This is a genomic window from Nocardioides sp. JCM 18998 (genome assembly GCF_055391535.1).
In genome coordinates this window covers 2,157,721-2,178,266 of sequence record NZ_AP043886.1, presented here as the reverse complement: position 1 = coordinate 2,178,266, position 20,546 = coordinate 2,157,721, and the positions used below count along the sequence as shown (strand labels likewise).

16 protein-coding genes are annotated in these 20,546 nt (G+C 71.0%); 7 read left to right on the top strand and 9 right to left on the bottom strand.

What is annotated here, in order from left to right:
- Positions 1-3: 3 nt before the first annotated feature.
- Both ACZ5L9_RS10165 and ACZ5L9_RS10160 read right to left on the bottom strand, forming a co-directional pair.
- On the bottom strand, positions 4-1,617 hold the full coding sequence (locus ACZ5L9_RS10165) for an amidohydrolase (RefSeq protein ID WP_464527286.1): 1,614 nt from the start codon (positions 1,615-1,617) through the stop codon (positions 4-6).
- The gene (locus tag ACZ5L9_RS10160) at positions 1,614-3,074 is read right to left on the bottom strand and encodes a purine-cytosine permease family protein (RefSeq protein ID WP_464527285.1); all 1,461 of its coding nucleotides are present in this window, start codon (positions 3,072-3,074) and stop codon (positions 1,614-1,616) included. The genes ACZ5L9_RS10165 and ACZ5L9_RS10160 overlap by 4 nt, the downstream gene beginning before the upstream one ends.
- A 90-nt stretch (positions 3,075-3,164) precedes the next feature.
- Here ACZ5L9_RS10160 and ACZ5L9_RS10155 point away from each other — a divergent pair, with 90 nt between their 5' ends.
- The 3 genes from ACZ5L9_RS10155 to ACZ5L9_RS10145 all read left to right on the top strand — a co-directional run bounded on the left by ACZ5L9_RS10155 (position 3,165) and on the right by ACZ5L9_RS10145 (position 6,011).
- Entirely contained in the window at positions 3,165-4,205 is a 1,041-nt protein-coding gene (locus tag ACZ5L9_RS10155; RefSeq protein ID WP_464527284.1) for a LacI family DNA-binding transcriptional regulator, read from the top strand.
- Positions 4,206-4,310: 105 nt separating this feature from the next.
- Positions 4,311-5,402 (top strand): ATP-dependent DNA ligase, encoded by a 1,092-nt coding sequence (locus ACZ5L9_RS10150; RefSeq protein WP_464527282.1) that lies wholly within the window; start codon positions 4,311-4,313, stop codon positions 5,400-5,402.
- A 21-nt stretch (positions 5,403-5,423) separates the two neighbouring features.
- Complete coding sequence (locus ACZ5L9_RS10145; protein WP_464527280.1) at positions 5,424-6,011, top strand: hypothetical protein; 588 nt, start codon at positions 5,424-5,426, stop codon at positions 6,009-6,011.
- Between the two features lie 319 nt (positions 6,012-6,330).
- On the opposite strand, the gene ACZ5L9_RS10140 is transcribed toward ACZ5L9_RS10145, so the two are convergent.
- The 4 genes from ACZ5L9_RS10140 to ACZ5L9_RS10125 are packed head-to-tail and all read right to left on the bottom strand — an operon-like array spanning position 6,331 to position 10,206.
- A complete protein-coding gene (locus tag ACZ5L9_RS10140; protein ID WP_464536770.1) occupies positions 6,331-7,146 on the bottom strand; it encodes an ABC transporter ATP-binding protein in 816 nt (271 codons plus the stop codon).
- Complete coding sequence (locus ACZ5L9_RS10135) at positions 7,143-8,186, bottom strand: taurine ABC transporter substrate-binding protein (RefSeq protein WP_464536768.1); 1,044 nt, start codon at positions 8,184-8,186, stop codon at positions 7,143-7,145. Before ACZ5L9_RS10135 ends, ACZ5L9_RS10140 begins: the two co-directional genes overlap by 4 nt.
- A 44-nt stretch (positions 8,187-8,230) precedes the next feature.
- Positions 8,231-9,109 carry an ABC transporter permease gene (locus ACZ5L9_RS10130; RefSeq protein WP_464536766.1) on the bottom strand — a complete coding sequence of 293 codons (879 nt, stop codon included), beginning with the start codon at positions 9,107-9,109 and terminating at the stop codon, positions 8,231-8,233.
- The gene (locus tag ACZ5L9_RS10125) at positions 9,106-10,206 is read right to left on the bottom strand and encodes an LLM class flavin-dependent oxidoreductase (RefSeq protein WP_464536764.1); all 1,101 of its coding nucleotides are present in this window, start codon (positions 10,204-10,206) and stop codon (positions 9,106-9,108) included. Before ACZ5L9_RS10125 ends, ACZ5L9_RS10130 begins: the two co-directional genes overlap by 4 nt.
- Positions 10,207-10,342: 136 nt before the next feature.
- On the opposite strand from ACZ5L9_RS10125, the gene ACZ5L9_RS10120 reads away from it, so the two are divergent.
- Positions 10,343-11,269 (top strand): LysR family transcriptional regulator, encoded by a 927-nt coding sequence (locus ACZ5L9_RS10120; protein ID WP_464536762.1) that lies wholly within the window; start codon positions 10,343-10,345, stop codon positions 11,267-11,269.
- Here the strand turns inward: ACZ5L9_RS10120 and ACZ5L9_RS10115 are convergent.
- Complete coding sequence (locus tag ACZ5L9_RS10115) at positions 11,266-12,348, bottom strand: DNA polymerase domain-containing protein (protein WP_464536760.1); 1,083 nt, start codon at positions 12,346-12,348, stop codon at positions 11,266-11,268. The two genes, ACZ5L9_RS10120 and ACZ5L9_RS10115, sit on opposite strands and share 4 nt — an antisense overlap.
- Positions 12,349-12,474: 126 nt before the next feature.
- On the opposite strand from ACZ5L9_RS10115, the gene ACZ5L9_RS10110 reads away from it, so the two are divergent.
- The 3 genes from ACZ5L9_RS10110 (at position 12,475) to ACZ5L9_RS10100 (ending at position 15,815) form a co-directional block, all read left to right on the top strand.
- Positions 12,475-13,977, top strand: coding sequence for a tyrosine-protein phosphatase (locus ACZ5L9_RS10110; protein WP_464536758.1), 1,503 nt, complete (start codon positions 12,475-12,477; stop codon positions 13,975-13,977).
- A gap of 77 nt (positions 13,978-14,054) precedes the next feature.
- Positions 14,055-14,456, top strand: a complete 402-nt coding sequence (msrB, locus tag ACZ5L9_RS10105; protein ID WP_464536756.1) for a peptide-methionine (R)-S-oxide reductase MsrB — start codon at positions 14,055-14,057, stop codon at positions 14,454-14,456.
- A gap of 93 nt (positions 14,457-14,549) precedes the next feature.
- Positions 14,550-15,815 carry a uracil-xanthine permease family protein gene (locus ACZ5L9_RS10100; protein WP_464536754.1) on the top strand — a complete coding sequence of 422 codons (1,266 nt, stop codon included), beginning with the start codon at positions 14,550-14,552 and terminating at the stop codon, positions 15,813-15,815.
- Between the two features lie 78 nt (positions 15,816-15,893).
- Here the strand turns inward: ACZ5L9_RS10100 and ACZ5L9_RS10095 are convergent, their stop codons facing one another.
- Both ACZ5L9_RS10095 and ACZ5L9_RS10090 read right to left on the bottom strand, forming a co-directional pair.
- Complete coding sequence (locus ACZ5L9_RS10095; protein ID WP_464536751.1) at positions 15,894-18,092, bottom strand: methyl-accepting chemotaxis protein; 2,199 nt, start codon at positions 18,090-18,092, stop codon at positions 15,894-15,896.
- Positions 18,093-18,277: 185 nt separating this feature from the next.
- Complete coding sequence (locus ACZ5L9_RS10090; RefSeq protein WP_464536749.1) at positions 18,278-20,488, bottom strand: methyl-accepting chemotaxis protein; 2,211 nt, start codon at positions 20,486-20,488, stop codon at positions 18,278-18,280.
- Positions 20,489-20,546: the final 58 nt, after the last annotated feature.

The following is a 20,546-nucleotide window of genomic DNA, read 5'->3' as shown; positions in this document are numbered from 1 at the left end:
CGGTCAGCCGACGCTCACCTGGACCACCCGGGCGGTGTGGAGGGCGTCGGCACCCAGCACGAACGGATCCCGATCGAGGATGACGAAGTCGGCGGCCAGGCCCTCGCGCAGCGTGCCGGTCACCGTCTCCCACTGACCCGAGTACGCCGCGTCCGCGGTGGCGTGGGCGATCGCCTCGCTCAGCGGGAGCGCGTACGCCGGGATGTTCGCGGGAAGCGACGGGTCGAGGGCCGAGCGCCGCGTCGTGGCGATGAACATGTTCGGCAGCGGCGGGTGAGGCGCCGTGGGGGCGTCGGTGCCGAAGGCGAGGCGAGCGCCCGCATCGGTGAACTCGGGCCAGGGGAAGCCCCGGTCGATCCGCTCGTCGCCCAGGTTCGCCCGCCAGGTGCCCTGGATGGCCGGGTCGGCGTGGACCGGCTGCATCGAGGCGATCACCCCGAGCCGGGCGAGTCGCGCGACGTTCTCCTCGGTCACGGTCTCGAGGTGCTCGATGCGGTGTCGGCGTTCGCGGCTCCCGTTGACGGCGATCGCGGTCTCCAGCGCCGACAGGGCGATGTCGGAGGCCTCGTCACCGATCGCGTGCATCGCGATCTGCAGGCCGGCCGCGTCGGCCGCGACGACCAGGGGCGTCAGCGCCTCCCGCGACCAGATCGGGCCCGGGTGGCTCCCGTCGGCGAAGGGCTTCCTCATCGCCGCGGTGCAGCTGTCGATGACGCCGTCGACCATGATCTTGATGCCGTTGACCTTGAGCCACGACCCCTGCAGGCGCCGGTGCAGCTCGATCACCTGCGCCAGCTGGGCCAGGTCGCCCTCCGTCGACGACGTCCGATCGATCACCCAGTGACCGGCGACGCGGATCGGCAGGCGGCCCCCTCCGCGCTCGAGCGCACGCTCGAGGGCGGCGACGTCGGGCGCGCCGAGGCCCATGTCGATGGCGGCGGTGACCCCCGAGGCCCGGTAGTGGTCGAAGGCCGCGGCCAGGGCGGCGTCGATGCTCTCCTCGGTCTCGACGCTCTCGAGGAAGTCACGCATCAGCCCGAGCGCCGCCGTCTCGTGCAGCAGTCCCGTCGCCACCCCGTCGGCGTCACGGGTGATCGCGCCACCGATCGGGTCGGGCGTGTCGTCGTCGATGCCGAGCTCGCGCAGCGCGGCGGTGTTGACCCAGCCGGTGTGCACGTCGTTCGAGATCAGGTAGACCGGACGGTCGGGGATGACGGCGTCGAGCATCTGGCGCGTCGGCGCGGCTCCGTCGAGGGGCCCGTAGAGCCAGCTTCGGCCCACGATCCGGGGAGCCTCGGGGTCGGCCGTCGCGGCCGCGGCCAATCGCGTCTGCACGTCCGCGAGATCGACGGAGGTGAGCAGGTCGACCTGGCGTAGCGAGGTGCCCATCCCGATCAGGTGGGTATGGGCATCGACGAAGCCCGGCAGCACCAGGGCCCCGTCGAGCTCGACGACCTCGTCGATCCCCTCGATCCCCCCGACGCCGAGCGGGGCGCCGAGTGGGGCTTCGGTGTCGGCGCCGACGTAGACGATCACCCCGTCCCGGACGACGAGGGACTCGGCCCACGAGTTCTCGCCGGTGTGGACACGGCCGTGGCGGTAGTGGACGGTGCTCATGCGACGAAGGACCTCCGGGCGGCGCGGTAGCGGGGCATCAACAACAGGTAGGCGAGGCCGGGCAGGAAGCTCCCGATCCAGACGGAGACGTCGACGCCGTTCAGCCACCCCGCGATCCAGCCGGTGTAGCTGGCGCCGGTCGAGAAGACGACCGCGGCAGACATCGCGCTCACCGCGATGCCGAGCACGCAGCACAGGACGCCCACGACGTTGACGCCGCCGGAGTACCAGTACGGGCTCGCGGGGCTCTCGTCGCACAGGCCCGGTCCGTCGTAGCGGTTGCGCCGGAGCAGCATGTCGGCGACGTACACCGACATCACCGGCCCGAGGACGACGACGGCGAGCTGCAGGGCGTTCTGCACGGTGTCCAGGAAGTTCGAGATGAGCACGGCGTACAGGGTCATCAGTGTGCCCACGGTCCCGTCGAGCAGGACCGTGCGGGTACGGCGCCACCGGATGCCGACCACCTGCAGCGCCAGCCCGGAGCTGTAGGCCGTCATGGCGTTGTTGGCGACCGTGCCGAGGATGACCGCGATCAGGAAGATGGGACCGAACCACGAGGGCAGGACCTCGTCCAGGGCGCGCACCGGGTCGCTCATGTCGAGCGAGGTCGCGGCGAGCACGCCGACGATCGTGAAGGCCATGTTCGGCAGGACGGAGCCGATCGTGGTCCACCAGACGACCGAGACGGGTGACGTGCTCGACGGCAGGTAGCGGGCGAAGTCGGCGCTGTTGTTGTAGGAGAGCGGGGACGAGGCGATCGTCGCGACGCCGGCGGCGAGGCTGCCCCAGAGCAGTGCACCGTGCAGCGGCGCCTGCGGCTGGTAGCCCCAGTCGGCCTTGGTCAGCACGTAGACGGAGGCGATCACGAAGACGGCGACCAGCGTCCACGCGAGCGGCTGGTAGAGCCGCACGATCAGGCCGTGGCCGTAGACGCTGATCACGAGCGTCACGGCCGAGACGAGCAGGATCAGCACGACCTTGACCGGGTCGCTGGCGCTGATGCCGACCCGGTGGGCCAGCTCGAAGCTGACCACCGCCACCGTCGCCCAGTTGATCGCGAGGTAGCAGACGCTGATGAACCAGCCGTTGACCAGGATCGCGACGCGATTGGCGCGGGAGCCGAAGAGGGCGCGCATGATCACCTCGCTCGGCGTGCCCGCGGCCGGACCACTCGCGGCGACGATGCCGGGGAAGATCGCGAAGAGGCTCCCGACCACCACCACCCCGACCGCCTGCCACAGCGACAGCCCGAAGACGGCGATCAGCAGGCCGCCGATGAGCAGGTTGAGGTAGTTGACGTTCGGAGCCGCCCACACCGCGAAGAGCTCGCGGGCGCGGCCGTGCCGCTCGGTCTCCGGGATGTGGTCGATGCCGTGCGTCTCGACGCGGGTGGCCGTGTCGGCTGCGTCGACCGGGCGACGGCCCTGCGACTCGGGGGTGGCGGTGGTGGTCATCTGTTCTCCCGTAGGTGTGAAGCGATGAGGCAGCACGCTAGGGACCCAAATCGTTTTGGAGAAGGGGTTCGGGCAGATAACCTTCGCGCCATGTCAGAGTCACCGGCCTCGCGGAGGGGGCGACCGAGGATCCAGGACGTCGCCCGCAAGGCCGGCGTCTCGATCACCACCGTGTCGCACACCTTCAGCGGGAACGGGACCGTCGCGCCCCTCACCCGCGAGCGGGTGCGGCGGGCGGCCTCCGCGCTCGGCTACCGCCCCGACGTCCTGGCGCGCGGCTTGCGCAACAACCGTCTCGGCGTGATCGCCCTGGTCCTGCGCACCCTCGAGGGCGGGCCGCCGGAGGGCATCGACTACGTCCTCCAGTTCGCCGGGGCGGCCGCGGTGGAGGCGATGAAGCTGGGCTACGGACTGATGCTGGTCGCCGACCCGACCAGCCCCGGGGCACCAGCCACCGCGATGGCCTGCGACGGATTCATCGTCACCGAGCCGGTCCGGGACGACCCCCTCGTCGACGTGCTGCACAACGACGGCATCCCCTACGTGGCGGTGGGCCGGATCCCGGGCCGCGAGCTCCCGGCCCTGGACATCTTCACCGAGCCCATCACCCGGCGCGTCCTCGACCGGCTGCACGCCGGCGGCGCCCGACGCATCGCCCTCGTCGCGGGCACCGAGCCCAACGCGTGGAACATCGACACCGAGGCGGTCTACACGACGTGGGCGCGACGTCACCGCCAGCCCGTGCGCGTCGTCCGCGCCCCGGAACGCGATGCCAGCCGCGGCGGACGCGAAGCCGTCGACCGACTCTTCGTCGGCGACGACCCGCCCGATGCGCTCTACTGCCTCACCGGCGAGCACGCCGTCGGTGCCGTGGCGCGCCTGCGCGAGCGTGGGCTCGCCGTGCCCGAGGACGTCCAAGTTCTCTGCGGGTCGGACGCCACCCACGTGCGCGCCGCCGAACCGCAGATCACCGCGGTCGACCTGCAACCCGAGCTGCTCGCCCGGCTCGCGGTCATCCGGCTGGTCAACCGTCTGGACGGCACCCACCATCCCGAGCCGGAGGAACCCGCCACCGGACGGCTGGTCGAGCGCGACTCGACCAGCCGGACACACCGGCGGCGCCGAGGGTAGGAGGAGGAGACGCCACCCGGAACGGCGGCGGGGGCGCGAGCGGCGGGCGGCGGGCGGGCCCGTCATTCCCCACCCCGGCGTACCGGCGATGAGAGGATCGGCGGCATGGACCTCCCGGTGATGCCACCCGTCCTGCCGATGCTGGCCAAGTCGATCGCCTCGGTGGAGAAGGTGCCGGCGCCCGAGACCTTCTCGTTCGAGCCCAAGTGGGACGGCTTCCGGTGCCTGGTGTTCAAGGACGGCGACGAGGTCGAGCTGGCCTCGCGCAACACCAAGCCCCTGACCCGCTACTTCCCCGAGGTGGTCGAGGCGATGCGGACCCAGCTGCCGGCGCGGTGCGTGCTCGACGGCGAGCTCTTCGTCGCCAGCGGCAACCGCCTGGAGTTCGAGGTGCTCCAGGAGCGGATCCACCCGGCCGCCTCCCGGATCAGGCTGCTCTCCGAGCAGACCCCTGCCTCCTACGTCGCCTTCGACCTGCTCGCCCTCGACGACGACTCGCTGCTCGACCGCCCCTTCTCGGAGCGCCGCGCCGCACTCGAGGCCGCCCTCGCCGGCCTCCCCGAGGAGGGCCCGTGCCACCTCACCCGCACTACCACCGACCCGGCCGAGGCGACGGCCTGGTTCACCCGGTTCGAGGGCGCCGGCCTGGACGGCGTGATGGCGAAGCCGCTCGCGGCGCCGTACGCGCCGAACCAGCGCACGATGCTCAAGATCAAGCACGCGCGTACGGCCGACGTGGTGCTCGCCGGCTACCGGCTGCACAAGACGTCGACCCCGGAGACTCCCCTGCTCGGCTCGCTGCTGCTGGGGCTGTACGACGACGACGGCGAGCTGCAGCACATCGGCGTCGCCGCGTCCTTCACCGCGAAGCGGCGCGCCGAGTTGATCGCCGAGCTGGCTCCCCTGGAGGTGCCGATCGAGGAGCACCCGTGGGGGCGCTGGCAGGAGTTCCTGACCGCCAACCCCGATCGCGTTCCCGGCACCCAGAGCCGCTGGTCCTCCGGGAAGGACCTGAGCTTCGTCCCGTTGCGCCCCGAGCGGGTGCTGGAAGTGGGCTACGACCACATGGAGGGCCGCCGCTTCCGGCACACCGCGCAGTTCAAGCGCTGGCGGCCGGACCGTGACCCCACCTCGTGTGGCTACGACCAGCTGGACGAGCCCGTCTCGTACGACCTCAACCAGGTTCTGGGCGACTGAGTTCTGGGTAGTGTCGGAGGCATGGCTGACACTGACAACACCGCGTCGAGCACGGGCCCGGACGATGAGCCGAGCACCGGGACGTACGACGTCGTCCTCCTCGTCGAGCAGGCGCTGACCGCCGCCGATGCCGCACGCGTCCACTCCCTCCACGAGGGCATCGAGGGACCGGTGGTCTACCACGTGCTGCTGCCCGTCGACGACGCCGCGGCCCGGGTCGAGGCCGCGATGGGCTCCCTGCCGAGCAGCGAGCTGCTGGGCGCCCCGAGCATCCTCGCCGAGGGCGCGGACCTGGCAGCGGTGGAGAAGGACGCCCGCGAGCGCGCGGAGGCCGACCTGGCCGCGACCCTCGACGTGTTGACGAAGGACGGCGCCACCGCCGTCGGGGGCCTGGTGGAGGACGCGATCAAGTCGCTCGCCGCCACCGTGCAGCAGGTCGACGGCCGCGAGGTGATCATCCTGACCCGCCCGCACGTGGTCGCGGAGTTCTTCCACGTCGACTGGACCGCCCAGGCCCGCCGCAAGCTGGGCGTACCCGTGCTGCACCTCCTGGAGCACGAGAGCTTCGCGGAGCAGGCCGGCGAGGAGTACGGCGCGACCGGCCTCTGACCCCGGCCTCTGAACCCGGCTTATGAACCCGGCCGATGAACCACAGCACCGATCCGGCCGACCGGTCAGAAAATGTATCCGTTCTGTTACCGATCTACGCCGGCTTGTCGCCGCATCGAGGGTTACGCGCGGGTAAAGTTCGATGAGCGCTTGCTCCTGGGGGACGCAGGCGCACCGTGCGGCTTCGAAGCACCGTGGACTTGTCCGAGCAGAAGGTCGGGGGACTCTCTGCTCCGTGTTTCGTAAGAGGCCCGCTGCGCGATCGGGGGATCAGCGCGGCGGGCCCTGCCCCATTTTCAGGGGCCCTCGGGCCGGGTCGTCAGCGACCCTGGGCGGACACCATCGCCTCCGTCGAGCCGATCGAGGCCCGCAGACGGGACGCGAAGGCGACGAACTCCGGATCGGCGCGCAGCTCGGGGGCCGAGGCCGAGCTCCGGGTGAAGTCGACCGCGTGATCCTCGATCACCCGCCCGGGACGGGGGCTCATCACCAGCACCCGGGTCGCGAGCAGTGTCGCCTCCTCGACGCTGTGGGTGACGAAGACGATCGTCTTGCCGGTCTCCTTCCAGATCCGGCGCAGCTCCTCCTGCAGGTGCTCACGGGTGAAGGTGTCGAGGGCACCGAACGGCTCGTCGAGCAGCAGCACCTCCGGGTCGGCCGCGAGCGCGCGGGCGATCTGGGTGCGCTGCTGCATGCCACCGGACAGCTCGTAGACCCGACGCTCGGCGAAGTCGCTCAGCCCGACCCGCGCCAGCTCCGCGTCGACGACCTGCCGACGCTCGGCCTTGGGCACGTGCTGCAGCTCCAGTCCGAGCTCGACGTTGCCGGCCACGCTGCGCCAGGGCAGCAGCGAGGACGAGTGCTGGAAGACGACGCCGCGCCGCCGGCCGGGACCTACCACCACGTCGTCACCGAGGCGCACCTCGCCGGCGCTCGGGCGCCGCAGCCCGGCGACGATCTCCAGGAGGGTGGACTTGCCGCAGCCCGAGGGGCCGACGAGCGCGACGAAGGAGCCGGCCTCGATCGCGAGGCTGGTCGGCGTCAGCGCGGTGACCGGCTCGGCCCCGCGGGAGTGGTAGGTGTGGCCGACCCCGTCCAGGACGAGGTCGGCCGCACCGGAGGTGGAGCGACTCACTTCGAGGCCGCCGCGAAGGTGGCAGCAACAGCGTCGGTGTACTGCTGCTCGTCCGCCACGCTGTCGATCTGGCCCAGGCCCTGGTTGAACTGCGCCTCGGCGTAGAGGTTGCCGGCCAGCTGCTTGCCGAGGTACGTGTCCCCCGCCTGGTCGGCGGCGTTGACGTAGATCAAGCCCTTGGTCTGCTCCTCGGCGTCGGCCGGCGTGATGTTCTCCTCCGCCGCGATCGAGTCGTACGCCTTCTGGTCACCGGCCTGCAGCTGTCCAACCGCCTCGTTCTCGGCGTCGATCCAGGTCTGCACCGCCTCGGGGTAGGAGTCGGCGAACTTCTTCGAGACCACCGCCAGGTCGTAGGTCGTCTGGCCCTTGGCCGCCAGCTGCGAGCTGTCGACGAGGGTCGTACCGCCGGTGAGCTGCGAGAGGGTCGGGTTCCACACGTAGGCGGCGTCGATCTGGCCCGCCTTCCAGGCGGCCAGGATGGCGTCCGGCTCGGAGTCGATGATGTTGACCGAGCTGGGGTCGACCCCGGCGTCCTTGAGTGCGGCGAGCAGGCTGTAGTGCGAGGTCGAGGCGAACGGCGTCGCCACGGTCTTGCCCTTGAGGTCGGCGATCGAGTCGATGCCGGGCTTGGCCACCAGGGCCTCCGCGTTGCCGATCACGTCGTAGATCCACGGGACCTCGTACGCGATGCCGGTGGAGAGGCCGCGTGAGACCGGGCTCGAGCCGGCCAGGCCGATGTCGAGGCTGCCCGCCGCGAAGGCCGTGTTTACGTCGCCGCCCGAGGCGAACTGCTGCCACTCGATCTTCACCCCATCACCGAAGGCCTTCTCGAGGAGCTGCTGGTTCTTGACGATCAGGTCGCCGTTGGTGACGAGCTGGTAGCCGATCCGGATCGTCTTCGGCTGGCCCGACGCGTTCGCGGAGTCGTCGGAGCTGCCACATCCGGCCAGACCGAGCGCGGTTCCGGTGACCAGGCCGGCCACGAGGAGGGTGCGGCCCAGGAGACGGCGCACGGGACGGCGCAGGGTGGTGCGGGACATCGTCTGTTCTCTTTCTTTCGGATTCTCGGATGTATCGGTGGTGTTCAGGCGCGGCCGCGCCACGGCGCGACGCGACGTTCGAGGAGGCGCAGCGCCGCGTCGATGGCGATGGCGGTGAGCCCCACGACGATGACCGCGAGGATCGCGATGTCCGCTCGGAGCTGCCGCTGCGACGCCCAGGCGAGGCCGCCCAGTCCCGGGGTGCCATTGACCGACTCGGCGGCCACGATCGTGGTCCAGGCGAAGCCGGAGGCGAGCCGCAGGCCGGTGACCACGTCGGCCGCGATGGAGGGCAGCACCACCGTCCGGATCAGGTCGAACCGGCCGGCTCCCAGCACCAGCGCGGCGCTGACCCGCTCGTGCCGGACGTTGCTGACGCCGGCCGCGGTGGCGATGGTGATCGGCGCGAAGGCGGCCAGGAAGAGCAGCCAGATCTTCGAGCCGTCGTCAATGCCGAACCACAGGATGAGCAGTGGGAAGTAGCCGAGGGGCGGCAGCGCCTTGAAGAAGTCGACGGCGGGTCCGAGGATCCGATCGGCGATGCGGGAGAGCCCGATCAGCAGTCCCAGCGGGACACCGACGAGGGTGCCCCAGAAGAGGCCGATCAGGACCCGGCGCAGGCTCGCGGCGAGGTGCTCCCACAGGTAGTGCCCGGCCAGCCCCTTGACCCCGTCGTGGGTCGTGACCGACTGGATGAACGCATGCCAGACCTTGTCCGGCCCCGGGAGCAGGAGGTCGCTGAAGCGCCCGGACGCGGCCGCGAGCCACCAGATCCCGACGGCGATGAGGGCGGCCGTGAGGCCGCCGTACCAGGTGCGGTTGGCTCGGCCCGACTCCGCGGCTTCGAGACGGCGGTCGACCCAGCCGACGCGGCGCCCCTCCGTGCCGCGGGCGCCTGTGCCGCGCAGCGCGATGCCGCTCACTGCGGCCGCTTCCAGAGGCCGCGGCGCTCCAGCTCGGGCAGGACGCCCTCACCGAACCAATACGCCTCCTCGAGGTGCGGGTAGCCCGAGAGCACGAACTCCGAGACGCCGACTGCGGCGTACTCCTCGATGAGGTCCGCGATCTCGGCATGGCTACCGACGAGAGCGGTGCCGGCGCCGGCGCGCAGGAGGCCGACCCCTGCCCACAGGTTCGGATGGATCACCAGTCCGTCGCGGCGGCCCCGATGCAGGTCGAGCATGCGGCGCTGGCCCTCCGAGGCGCTCTTGCGCAACCCGTCCTGGACCGCCGCGATCTCCTCGTCGGAGACATGCGCGAGCAGGCGCTCGGCCTCGGCCCAGGCCGCCTCGGAGGTGGCGCGGGCGATGGAGTGCAGCCGGACGCCGAAGCGGAGCTCGCGACCGTGGGCGTCCGCGAGCTCGCGGACCCGCGTGATCTTCTCGCCCACCGCCGCCGGCGGCTCACCCCACGTGAGGTAGACGTCGACATGCCGGGCCGCCACTTCGAGCGCCTCGGGCGAGGAGCCCCCGAAGTAGAGCTCGGGGATGGGGCTCGGGATCTGCTCGAGCCGGGCGTCGCGTACGAACAGGTGCTTGCCCTCGAAGTCGACGGTCTCGCCGCTCCACAGCGATCGCACGACGTGGAGGAACTCGCCGGCCCGCTCGTAGCGTGCGGCCTTGTCCAGGTCGTCGCCGTACATCAGCTGCTCGTGCTCCTCGCCGCCGGTGACGACGTTGAGCAGCAGGCGTCCCTCGCTGAGGTTCTGGAAGGTGCCGGCCATCTGGGCGGCCAGATAGGGCGAGGTGAGCCCGGGGCGGAAGGCGACCAGGAAATCGAGCCGTTTGGTCACGCCGGTCAGCATCGCCGTGGAGATCCAGGCGTCGTCGCACCAGGAGCCGGTCGGCGTGAGCGCCGCCACGAAGCCGAGCTGTTCGGCGCTCCTGGCGATCTGACCCAGGTAGTCGATCGTGTGGGGACGGGACGCACCCAGCACGTCGACTCCGTGCCCACCCCCGACGATGTCCCGCCCGTCACCACCGTTGGTGGGGAGGAACCAGTGGAACCGCAGCCCGCTCACATCCATACCCTTCTAGTTGAAGTATTTCACTAGACATTGGAGACTAGCCATATGTCGTGGGCGGTCACAAGTCCCACGTGACCGTGAATCACCGACCCGGTGGTCGGCATTGCCGCCCACGAGAGGAGCGCCAGCCGTGCGCCTGGAACAGCTCGAGTACGTCGCGGCCGTCACCCGGACCGGATCCCTCCGGCAGGCGAGCGAGCAGCTGCATGTCTCCAAGCCGGCCCTGTCGGAGGCGATCTCCCGACTCGAGCGCGAGCTCGGCGTGAGCCTGCTGGACCGCAAGCGCTCGGGAGCCAGGATGAGCCGCCAGGGGCGCGACCTCCTGCCCCTCATCACCGAGCTCCTCGATGTCGCCGAGCGACTGCGGCGCGCCGCCGGCCACGAGGCGCGCAGCAGCACGGTGGTCCGGGTCGGGACCGTCAACACCGCGATGGCGACGGTCGTCGCGCCCAGCCTGCGCGCCTTCCAGCAGAGCCACCCCCGCACGGGCGTGGAGATGATCGCGCTGACCCCCGCCGAGATCCTGCAACACCTCGAGGAGGGCTCGCTCGACTTCGGGCTGGTCAACATCCTGGAGAGCGACGACCTGCCGGCCACGCTGCGCGGCACCGATCTGATGGCTTGCTATCCGACGGTCGTGCTGCCGGCCGGCCACCCCCTCGCCACGAACGACCGGATCACCGCGGACCAGCTGCGCGCCGAGCGGTTCGTGCTCGTCCGCGCCGGATTCCTGATGCATCGCTTCGCCCACCGGCTCTTCGGCGATCTGCTGCCGCAGACCTGCCACACCGCGGACGGCGGCGAGATCGGCAAGCTGATGGTCGCCCAGGGTCTGGGTGTGATGCTGCTCCCGGACTTCAGCGTCGCCGGCGACCCGCTCGAGCAGGCCGGCCTGATCGTCCGGCGTCCGCTCGCCGAGCCCTCACCGACCGTGCGTCTCGTCCTCATCGAGCGCCGCACCACCACCCTCAACGGGCCGGCGAGCGCGTTGCGCGATGCGCTGATCGTGCACGCCGAGGCGGCGAGCCGCGCTGGCGAGGCCTGCTGCCCCGGCTAGGAGTCGATCCGGTTGCCGTGCTCGTCCCAATGCTCGGCGACCTTCTTCGAGGGCTGCACCCGGGGCGGCTCGCCCGGCATCTTGGGGTAGTCCGGCGGGAAGTTGAGCTCGCCGCCGGGCAGCGTCTCCCACAGCTCGAGGAGCGGCTCCAGCCCGTACGCCTGCTCGTCCATCGACGCCCACGCGTCCCCCTCGGAGGCGAGGAAGTCCGGGGTCGTCACGACGTTGTGCTCGCGCGGGTCACGCACCTCCGCGAGCCGGGCCCAGGTCATCGGCGTGCTCACCGGGGCGCCGGGCCTGGCCCGGACGGACCACGCCGAGGCGATCGTACGATCGCGGTTGTTCTGGTTGAAGTCGATGAAGATCGACCCGTCCGGGCGCTGCTCCTTCCACCAGCTCGTGGTCACTCCCCCGTCTCGGCGCTCGAGCTCGCGGCCGAGGCCGATCGCGGCGTGGCGCAGCTCCTCGAAGGACCACTCCGGCCGGATCCGGACATAGATGTGGATGCCGCGGTTGCCGCTGGTCTTCGCGTAGCCGCGCAGGCCGAGCTCCTCGAGCAGCTCGCGGGTGACGTCCGCGACCCGCTGGGCGTCCGCGAAGACCGCACCCGGCTGCGGGTCGAGGTCGATCCGCAGCTCGTCGGGACTGTCCACCAGTGGGCGGCGCACCGGCCAGGGGTGGAAGGTCAGGGCGCCCATCTGTGCGGCCCAGACCAGGGAGCCCGGCTCGGTCGGACAGAGCTCGTCGGCGCTGCGACCGCTGGGGAAGGTGATCGGCACGGTCTCGACCCAGGAGGGGGCGCCCTTGGGCAGGCGCTTCTGGTAGAAGCCGTCGCCCTCCTTGTCGAACGGCCCGAGCGCCAGCCGCATCCCCTCGCGCCAGCCGTCGGGCCAGCGCTCCATCGCCGTCGGGCGCTCCCCGATCGCGCGCATCAGCGGCTCGCCGACCTCGCCGAAGTAGCGACAGATCTCGAGCTTCGTCAGGGCCGGGGTGCGCTCGGTCGCCTCGAAGACCACCCGGCCCGGGCTGGAGATCCTGATCTCTCGCTCACCGGCGGCGACGTACGCGTCCTGGGCCATGGGGCCACCGTAGACGCCGGTGGCCCCATGGCCCAGGAACCGTCCGTCGGCGTTGTTGCGTGCCCGTTCGCCGAAACCGGGCCATGCGTTCACTTCACGTTAGACGGCGTCAGCACGATGCGGGCCATGTCCCTCATCTCGGCACGCAAGCGCGCCGCTGTCGCGGCCTTCGCGACCGCCACCGCGCTCCTGTCCCCCGCCCTCCTGTCGATCTCGGCCCACGCCGCCGGTGTCGCCCCCGCGAGCACGAAGGCGTACGCCGGTGTCATCCCGTTCACGGCCGCCGACGTCACCCTGATCAGCGGCAGCGACTGGACCGTCTCGTGGACCGCCCCGGCGGACGTCACCTCGGTGAAGGTCTTCGTCGGCACCAGCGCCACCAGCTTCCCGACCACCCCGACCGCGACCAGCACGACCGCTGCCGGCGCCGTCACCATCTCCAGCGCCACCCGCCCATGGGTGAAGCTCGTCGCGTCGTACGGCGCGCCGCTGGTCGTCTCCAGCCGCAACCTCGGCCTGGCCAGCGACGCCAACCTGCGCGATGCGGGCGGCTACCGCACCACCACCGGCCAGTGGGTGAAGGAGGGCGTGGTCCTGCGCAGCCAGGCGCTCTCGATCAGCGACGCGGACAAGCCGGCCTTCAACGCGCTGGGCATCTCCTCGGACTACGACCTCCGCACCAGCTGCGAGGCGATCTCCGCGCCCGACTACGTCCCGGCCGGCACGACCCGCCTCCACCTCAACGTGATGGGCGACGGCACCATCACCGCCCCCGACGCCACCACCTGCGCCGCGGCGTCGCAGATCCCGTCCGGTCTCAACACGCCCGCCGCGGCGGCGAGCATGATGACGCAGGGCGAGGTCGCGTTCGTCGACAGCGACACCGCCAAGACAGCGTTCAAGAGCCTCTACACCGGCATCCTCGGCGACAGCGGCGTCAGCCTCTACCACTGCACCGCCGGCAAGGACCGCACCGGTTGGGCCTCCGCGGCGCTGCTCACCCTGCTCGGCGTCCCGGCAGGCACGGTGATGAACGACTACCTGCTGAGCAACACCTACTACCTGGCCGGCGCCGGGCAGCAGTCGCTCGCCGCCATCGAGAAGGCCACCCACGACGGTGCCGTCGCGAAGGGCGCCACCGAGGAGCAGGCCACCGCGGCGGCCCAGGCGATGGTGGCGACGTACACGCCGCTGATGCAGGTCCGCGCCGAGTACCTCCAGGCCGGCCTCGACCAGGTCGCCCAGGAGTACGGCTCCATGGAGAACTACTTCGAGAAGGGCCTCGGCCTGAGCCGGGCCCAGGTCGACGGCCTGCGCGCAAAGCTCCTGACCGGTGCCGCGATCCCCGCCGCGAGCACCACCGCTCCGAAGCTCTCGGTCGCCAAGCCGACGCTGAAGGGCAAGGCGAAGGTCGGCGGGCACGTCACCGCCGTCGTGAAGGCTCCGGCCGGCGCCAGCGTCTCCTACCAGTGGCTGGCCAACGGCACGTCGATCAAGGGCGCGACCAACGCCACCCTCAAGCTCACCAAGGCTCTCCAGGGCAAGCGCATCTCCCTGAGGGCCGTCGTCGCCAAGAGCGGCTACACCTCGGCCACCGTCTCGACCAAGGCGGTCAAGATCAAGCGCTGACCTCGACACCAGCAGCTCCACCGGACGCCGGTCCCGCAGCATGGGGCCGGCGTCCGGTGCATCCGTACACTGGGAGCGTGGCCTACAACCTGGAGAAGTCCGACGCCGAGTGGCGTGAGCAGCTGTCGCCCGAGGAGTACCACGTGCTGCGCGAGGCGGGCACGGAGCGGGCGTTCACCGGCGAGTACACCGACACCGAGACGGTCGGCGTCTACCGGTGCCGCGCCTGCCAGACCAAGCTCTTCGAGTCCGACACGAAGTTCCACTCCGGCTGCGGCTGGCCGTCCTTCTACCAGCCGGTGACCGACACGATCGAGTACATCGAGGACGAGTCGTACGGCATGAAGCGGGTCGAGGTGCGGTGCGCCAACTGCGGCTCCCACCTCGGGCACGTCTTCCCCGACGGGTACGGCACGCCCACCGGCGACCGCTACTGCATCAACTCCCTCTCGATCAGCCTGGAGCCCGCCGGCGAGTAGCGCCGATCCCCTCCGCCCGCGCCCAGGACTTCCCGAGCGCGGGCGGTTCCGCCATCCTTTCCCCGACCACATCGGACGAGGAGAGGTTGCGGCATGCGACTGGGCTGGGATCTGCACGGAGACGGACGGACGGTCCGCGAGGGCGAGATCGTGCTGCCGTGGGAGCGGCTGAGCTGGCCGCGGACCATCGGGCTCGGCGCCCAGCACGTGGTCGCGATGTTCGGCGCCACCTTCCTGGTGCCGCTGCTGACCGGCTTCCCGCCGAGCACCACCCTGTTCTTCTCCGGCGTCAGCACGCTGCTGTTCCTGGTCCTGACCGGCAACCGGCTGCCGTCCTACCTCGGCTCCTCGTTCGCCTTCATCGCCCCGATCACCGCGGCGATGGCGGACTCCTCGGTCGGGATGGGCGGCGCGCTCTTCGGCGTCGTGGTCACCGGCCTACTGCTCGCTCTGGTCGGCGTGATCGTGATGGTGACCGGCACCGGCTGGATCGAGGTGCTGATGCCGCCGGTCGTCACCGGCGCCATCGTCGCGTTGATCGGCCTCAACCTGGCCACCGCGGCGACCGGCAACTACCAGGCCAAGCCGTGGCTGGCCACCATCACCCTGGCCGCGGTGCTCATCACCTCGGTGGCGTTCCGCGGCATGATCGCCCGGCTCTCCATCCTGATCGGTGTCGTCGTCGGATACCTCGCGGCCTGGTTCTCGGGCAGCCTCGACTTCGCCAAGGTGCGCCACGCCGACTGGGTCGGCCTGCCCGACTTCACCCACCCGACGGTGCACTGGTCCGTCGTGCCGACGTTCCTGCCGGTCGTGCTCGTCCTCGTCGCCGAGAACGTCGGCCACGTGCGGGCTGTCGCCCACCTCTCGGGCGAGCCGTCCATCAACAAGGTGACCGGCCGCGCGCTGCTCGGCGACGGCCTCGGCACCACGCTGGCCGGCATCGGCGGCGGCTCCGCGACCACCACGTACGGCGAGAACATCGGTGTCATGACCGCCACCCGGGTCTTCTCCACCGCCGCCTACTGGGTCGCCGGTGTGGTGGCCCTGCTGCTCTCGCTGAGCCCGAAGTTCGGCGCGCTGCTCAACACCGTGCCGGCGGGCGTGCTCGGTGGCGTGACCGTCGCGCTCTACGGCCTGATCGGACTGATCGGCATCCGGATCTGGCTCGACAACGGCGTCGACTTCTCTGCGCCCGTCAACCAGTTCACCGCCGCCGTCGCCCTGGTGATCGGCATCGGCAACCTGACGCTCACCGCCGGGGACTTCACCTTCACCGGCATCGCGCTCGGCACCATTGCCGCGATCGTGGTCTTCCACGGCATGACCGCGATCAGCCGGCTGCGCTCGACCACCTGAGAACCGCTGGCCTGGGAACGACACAGGGCCTGAGCCGCGCCGAAGCGCGACTCAGGCCCTGTTCCATGGCGGGACGTGTCAGTAGCGGAAGGCCCCCACGAGACGGTCCAGCGTGGTCGCCATGCCGGCCAGCTCGGCGGCCGCGGACGAGGTGCCCTGCGCGCCGGCCTGCGCCTGGGTGGTGGCGCCCGCGACCCGGGTGATGTCCTCGGCGATGCCGGTCGCACCGCTCGCCGCCTCGGTCACCGAGCGGGCGATCTCGTTGGTGGTCGCGGTCTGCTCCTCGACGGCACTGGCGATGGTGCCGGTGATGTCGTTGATCTGACCGATCACGCTCGTGATCCGGGTGATCGCCTCGACGGCGCTGGTGGTGTCGCCCTGGATCGCGTCGATCCGCTGGCTGATCTCCTGGGTCGCCTTGGCGGTCTCGGAGGCGAGCTCCTTCACCTCGTTGGCCACCACCGCGAAGCCCTTGCCGGCGTCGCCGGCCCGAGCGGCCTCGATGGTCGCGTTGAGGGCCAGCAGGTTGGTCTGCTCCGCGATCGCGGTGATGACCTTGATGACCTGGCCGATCTCGGCACTCGAGGCGCCGAGCGAGTCCACGGTGGTCCGTGCGTCGTTGGCCACGATCACGGCCTCCGCCGCGACCGTCGAGGCGTCGGTGGCGTTGCGCGCGATCTCGCGGATCGAGGAGGACATCTCCTCCGCGGCCGTGGCGACGGTGGCGACGTTGGCGCTGACCTGCTCGGCAGCCGCCGAGACGTTGCCGGCCAGGTCCGAGGCGTGGCCGGTGCCACGCGACATGTCGTTGCTGACGGCGGTCAGCTCCTCGGCAGCCGCGGCCATCGAGGTCGAGGTCTGGCCGATCTCCGAGATGGAGACCCGCAGCGCGGCGGCGAGCTCGCGCAGCGCGTCGGCGACCTGGCCGAGGGCGTCCTCGCCCACGACGTCGAGGTCATTGGTCAGGTCACCGGTGGCCAGCGCCTGGGCGTAGGTCAGCATGACGCCGACCCGGCGGGCGTCCTCGGTCGCCTTCGCGGCGATCTCGGCGGCACGGGCGCGCTCCTCGTCGGCGGCGGCCTGCTCGCGGGCGCGCTCCTCGGCTGCGGCGGCCTGCTCGCGGGCGCGCTCGGCGTCGGCGGCGGCCTGCTCGGCCTCGTGACGCTCCCGCTCGATCTGCGCCTCGCGGGCGACCCGCTCGGCCTCGGCGGCAGCCTTCTCCTCGGCCGCACGGGCCTCGACCTCGGCACGCTCGACCGCTGCCCGCTGCTGGGCGGCAGCAGCGGCCTCGCGCTCGGCGGCGGCGGCGGCCGACGCCTGGTCGGCAGCGTCGAGCGACACCACGACCTCGTCGATCGAGCGCGCGATCGAGCCGATCTCGTCACGGTTGTCGTGGCCCACACGCTGGGTCCGGTCGCCGGCGGCGATCGCTCGCAGCACGTCCACGACCTTCTGCAGCGGCCGCGAGATCGAGCGGATGATCAGCAGCGCCACCCCGATGAACAGGGCCGCGCCGAGGAGCGCGACGACGATCAGGCTGAGCCGCAGCGTGGTGAGCGAGTCCTTGATCGACTTCGCGTTGTCGTGGGTCGCGTTGGTCGCCATCGTGGTGAGCTGCTGGAACCCGGCGTCGATCTTCATGTAGGGGTCGTACGCCTGGATGATCGCGGCACGGGAGGCGCCGACCTCATCGCCGGCCTGCATCGCCTTGATCGCCTTGAGCTGGATGTTGTCGTGGTAGTCGGTGATGGCGGCCTTGATGCCGCTGAGCGCCTTCGTGGCAGCGGCAGCGCTCGCGGAGTCCCCGAGGGCGGAGGCGGCGGCATCCAGGTGCTTGAGCGCGGCGTTGTAGTCGTCCTCGACGTAGCCGATGCTCTTCTGCGTGATGCCGGGCGACTCCTTCTCGATGGGCGGCGAGTTCAGCGCGGACTCCATCATGTCGTCGCTGGAGACCCAGTCGTTGTAGGCGGCGTTCATCTCGGCGATCGACGCGGAGGTGACCGTGTTGGTGTCGTTGGCCTTGATCGACGGCGACACGCGCAGGACGCCGATGGTGGTCATCACGGCGAAGACGACGATCGCGATCGCGGCCATCGCGATCAGCTTCTGCCGGATGCTGATCCGGCGGAGCAGGCCGAGTCGCGAACCCTCACCCTCCCCGGCGTCGATGAGCGGGGCGGGCCCGGCGTTCCGGTCCTGCTCGGCGCTCCGAGCGAGCGCTCCGTCTCGAGGGTGGTCGAACTCGGTGTCGCGCTGCGGCGGCGCCACGATGGTCATGTCTGTCCTCACGTCAGGTCATTTGCCTTACGTATCGGCAGCCCACCCCAGGACGTGACTATCCGCCGGGGCCATTGGGACAAATTTCACCGACGTGTCTCGACAGATCGACGATCGGACACACATGAGGAACAGGCCGCGCCGTTCGCCGGGGAGGCGAGACGACGCGGCCTGTCACCTTCTACTCAGTAGCGGAACGCCCCGACGAGGCGGTCGAGCGTGGTCGCCATGCCGGCCAGCTCGGTCGCGGCGGACGCGGTGCCCTGCGCGCCGGTCTGCGCCTGGGTGGTGGCACCGGCGACCCGGGTGATGTCCTCGGCGATGCCGGTCGCGCCCGAGGCGGCCTCGGTCACCGAGCGGGCGATCTCGTTGGTGGTGGCGGTCTGCTCCTCGACGGCACTGGCGATGGTGCCGGTGATGTCGTTGATCTGGCCGATCACGCTCGTGATCCGGGTGATCGCCTCGACCGCGCTGGTGGTGTCGCCCTGGATCGCGTCGATCCGGGCACCGATCTCCTGGGTGGCCTTGGCGGTCTCGGAGGCGAGCTCCTTGACCTCGTTGGCGACGACCGCGAAGCCCTTGCCCGCGTCGCCGGCCCGAGCGGCCTCGATCGTGGCGTTGAGCGCCAGCAGGTTCGTCTGCTCCGCGATGCTCGTGATGACCTTGATGACCTGGCCGATCTCGGCGCTGGAGGCACCGAGCGAGTCGACGGTGGTCCGCGCGTCGTTGGCCACGATCACGGCCTCGGCCGCGACGCTGGAGGCGTCGGTGGCGTTGCGCGCGATCTCGCGGATCGAGGACGACATCTGCTCGGCCGCGGTCGCAACGGTGGCGACGTTGGCGCTGACCTGCTCGGCAGCCGCCGAGACGTTGCCGGCCAGGTCGGAGGCGTGCCCGGTGCCGTTGCTCATGTCGGCCGACACCGCCGTCAGCTCCTCGGCAGCCGCAGCCATCGAGGTCGAGGTCTGACCGATCTCCGACATGCTGGCGCGCAGCGCCCCCGCGAGACGACGCAGCGCCTCCGACACCTGACCCAGGCCGTCCTCACCGGAGACCTCCAGCTCACCCGTCAGGTCGCCGGCGGCGAGCTCCTCGGCGTACGAGAGCATGATCGCGACCCGGCGGGCGTCCTCGCTCGCCTTGGCGGCGATCTCCGCGGCACGCGCACGCTCCTCCTCGGCGGCGGCCTGCTCGCGGGCGCGCTCGGCGTCCGCCAGCTCCTGGGCACGCTTGCGCTCCGCGTCCTCGGCGGCACGCTGGGCCTCGAGACGCTCCCGCTCGATCTGGGCCTCGCGCTCGGCGGCGGCACGCTCGGCGACGGCCTTCTCCTCCGCGGCGAGGCGCTCCGCCTCGGCCCGCGCGACATCGGCGCGACGCTCCGCCTCGGCGCGCTCCTCGCGCTCGGCGGCGGCGGCGGCCGACGCCTGGTCTGCAGCATCGAGCGACACCACGACCTCGTCGATCGAGCGCGCGATCGAGCCGATCTCGTCACGGTTGTCGTGGCCCACACGCTGCGTGCGGTCGCCGGCGGCGATCGCTCGCAGCACGTCCACGACCTTCTGCAGCGGCCGCGAGATCGAGCGGATGATCAGCAGCGCCACCGCGATGAACAGCACCGCGCCGAGGATCGCCACGATGATCAGGCTCAGCCGCAGCGACGTGAGCGAGCTGTGGATGTCGTCAGCGCGCTGCGCCGAGACCTGCCCGGCCAGCGTCGTCATCTTGGTGAAGGCCGCGTCCACCTGGTCGTACAGGTCGCTTCCCTGACCCATCGCGATCCGGGCCGCGTTCTTCGTCTGACCAGCCTGCAGGGCCTGGATCGACTTGATCTCGATGTCCGAGTGGTACGAGTCCACCAGCTTCTGCAGCGCCTGGAGACCATCGGTGGCGGTCTTCGCGGTGGCGGTGTGCTGGTCCGCGATGGCGGCGATGGCGCCCTTGAGGTGGGTCTGGGAGTCGAGGTAGTCGGTCGACAGATCGCTGATCATCGCCTCGACGGTGCCCGGCGTCTCGTCCTCGATCGGCGAGCCGGCGAGGGCGGACTGGACGTCGTCGTCGCTGGAGACCCACGCCGTGTAGGCGGCGTTCATCTCGGCGATCGCGCGCGCGGTGGCCGTGTTCGTCGTGTTCGCGCTGAGCGACGGACCGACCCGGAGCACGCCGATGACGGTCATGAGCAGGAAGACCACGATCGCGAGGGCGGCCATCGCGATGAGCTTCTGCCGGATGCTCACCCGGCGCAGCAGGCCGAGACGGGCGCCGCCGCCCTCCCCGACGTCCTGGAGCGAAGTGGGCTCCGGCCCGGTACGAGGGCTCAGCTCGGCGCTCGGGTCGAGCGCTCCGTCGGGAGAGTGGGCGAAGTCGGTGTCGCGCTGCGGTGGCGCCACGATGGTCATGTCTGTCCTCACGTCAGGGCAATTGCTCCTGTACGTATCGGCAGGACACCCCAGGACG

What these genes read in the sequence shown, in the direction of transcription:
- ACZ5L9_RS10160 (WP_464527285.1), bottom strand. Translation starts at nt 3,074, where the DNA reads ATGACCACCACCGCCACCCCCGAGTCGCAGGGCCGTCGCCCGGTCGAC.
- ACZ5L9_RS10135 (WP_464536768.1), bottom strand. Translation starts at nt 8,186, where the DNA reads ATGTCCCGCACCACCCTGCGCCGTCCCGTGCGCCGTCTCCTGGGCCGC.
- ACZ5L9_RS10150 (WP_464527282.1), top strand. Translation starts at nt 4,311, where the DNA reads ATGGACCTCCCGGTGATGCCACCCGTCCTGCCGATGCTGGCCAAGTCG.
- ACZ5L9_RS10100 (WP_464536754.1), top strand. Translation starts at nt 14,550, where the DNA reads ATGCGACTGGGCTGGGATCTGCACGGAGACGGACGGACGGTCCGCGAG.
- ACZ5L9_RS10095 (WP_464536751.1), bottom strand. Translation starts at nt 18,092, where the DNA reads ATGACCATCGTGGCGCCGCCGCAGCGCGACACCGAGTTCGACCACCCT.
- ACZ5L9_RS10155 (WP_464527284.1), top strand. Translation starts at nt 3,165, where the DNA reads ATGTCAGAGTCACCGGCCTCGCGGAGGGGGCGACCGAGGATCCAGGAC.
- ACZ5L9_RS10115 (WP_464536760.1), bottom strand. Translation starts at nt 12,348, where the DNA reads ATGGCCCAGGACGCGTACGTCGCCGCCGGTGAGCGAGAGATCAGGATC.
- ACZ5L9_RS10090 (WP_464536749.1), bottom strand. Translation starts at nt 20,488, where the DNA reads ATGACCATCGTGGCGCCACCGCAGCGCGACACCGACTTCGCCCACTCT.
- ACZ5L9_RS10145 (WP_464527280.1), top strand. Translation starts at nt 5,424, where the DNA reads ATGGCTGACACTGACAACACCGCGTCGAGCACGGGCCCGGACGATGAG.
- ACZ5L9_RS10110 (WP_464536758.1), top strand. Translation starts at nt 12,475, where the DNA reads ATGTCCCTCATCTCGGCACGCAAGCGCGCCGCTGTCGCGGCCTTCGCG.
- ACZ5L9_RS10165 (WP_464527286.1), bottom strand. Translation starts at nt 1,617, where the DNA reads ATGAGCACCGTCCACTACCGCCACGGCCGTGTCCACACCGGCGAGAAC.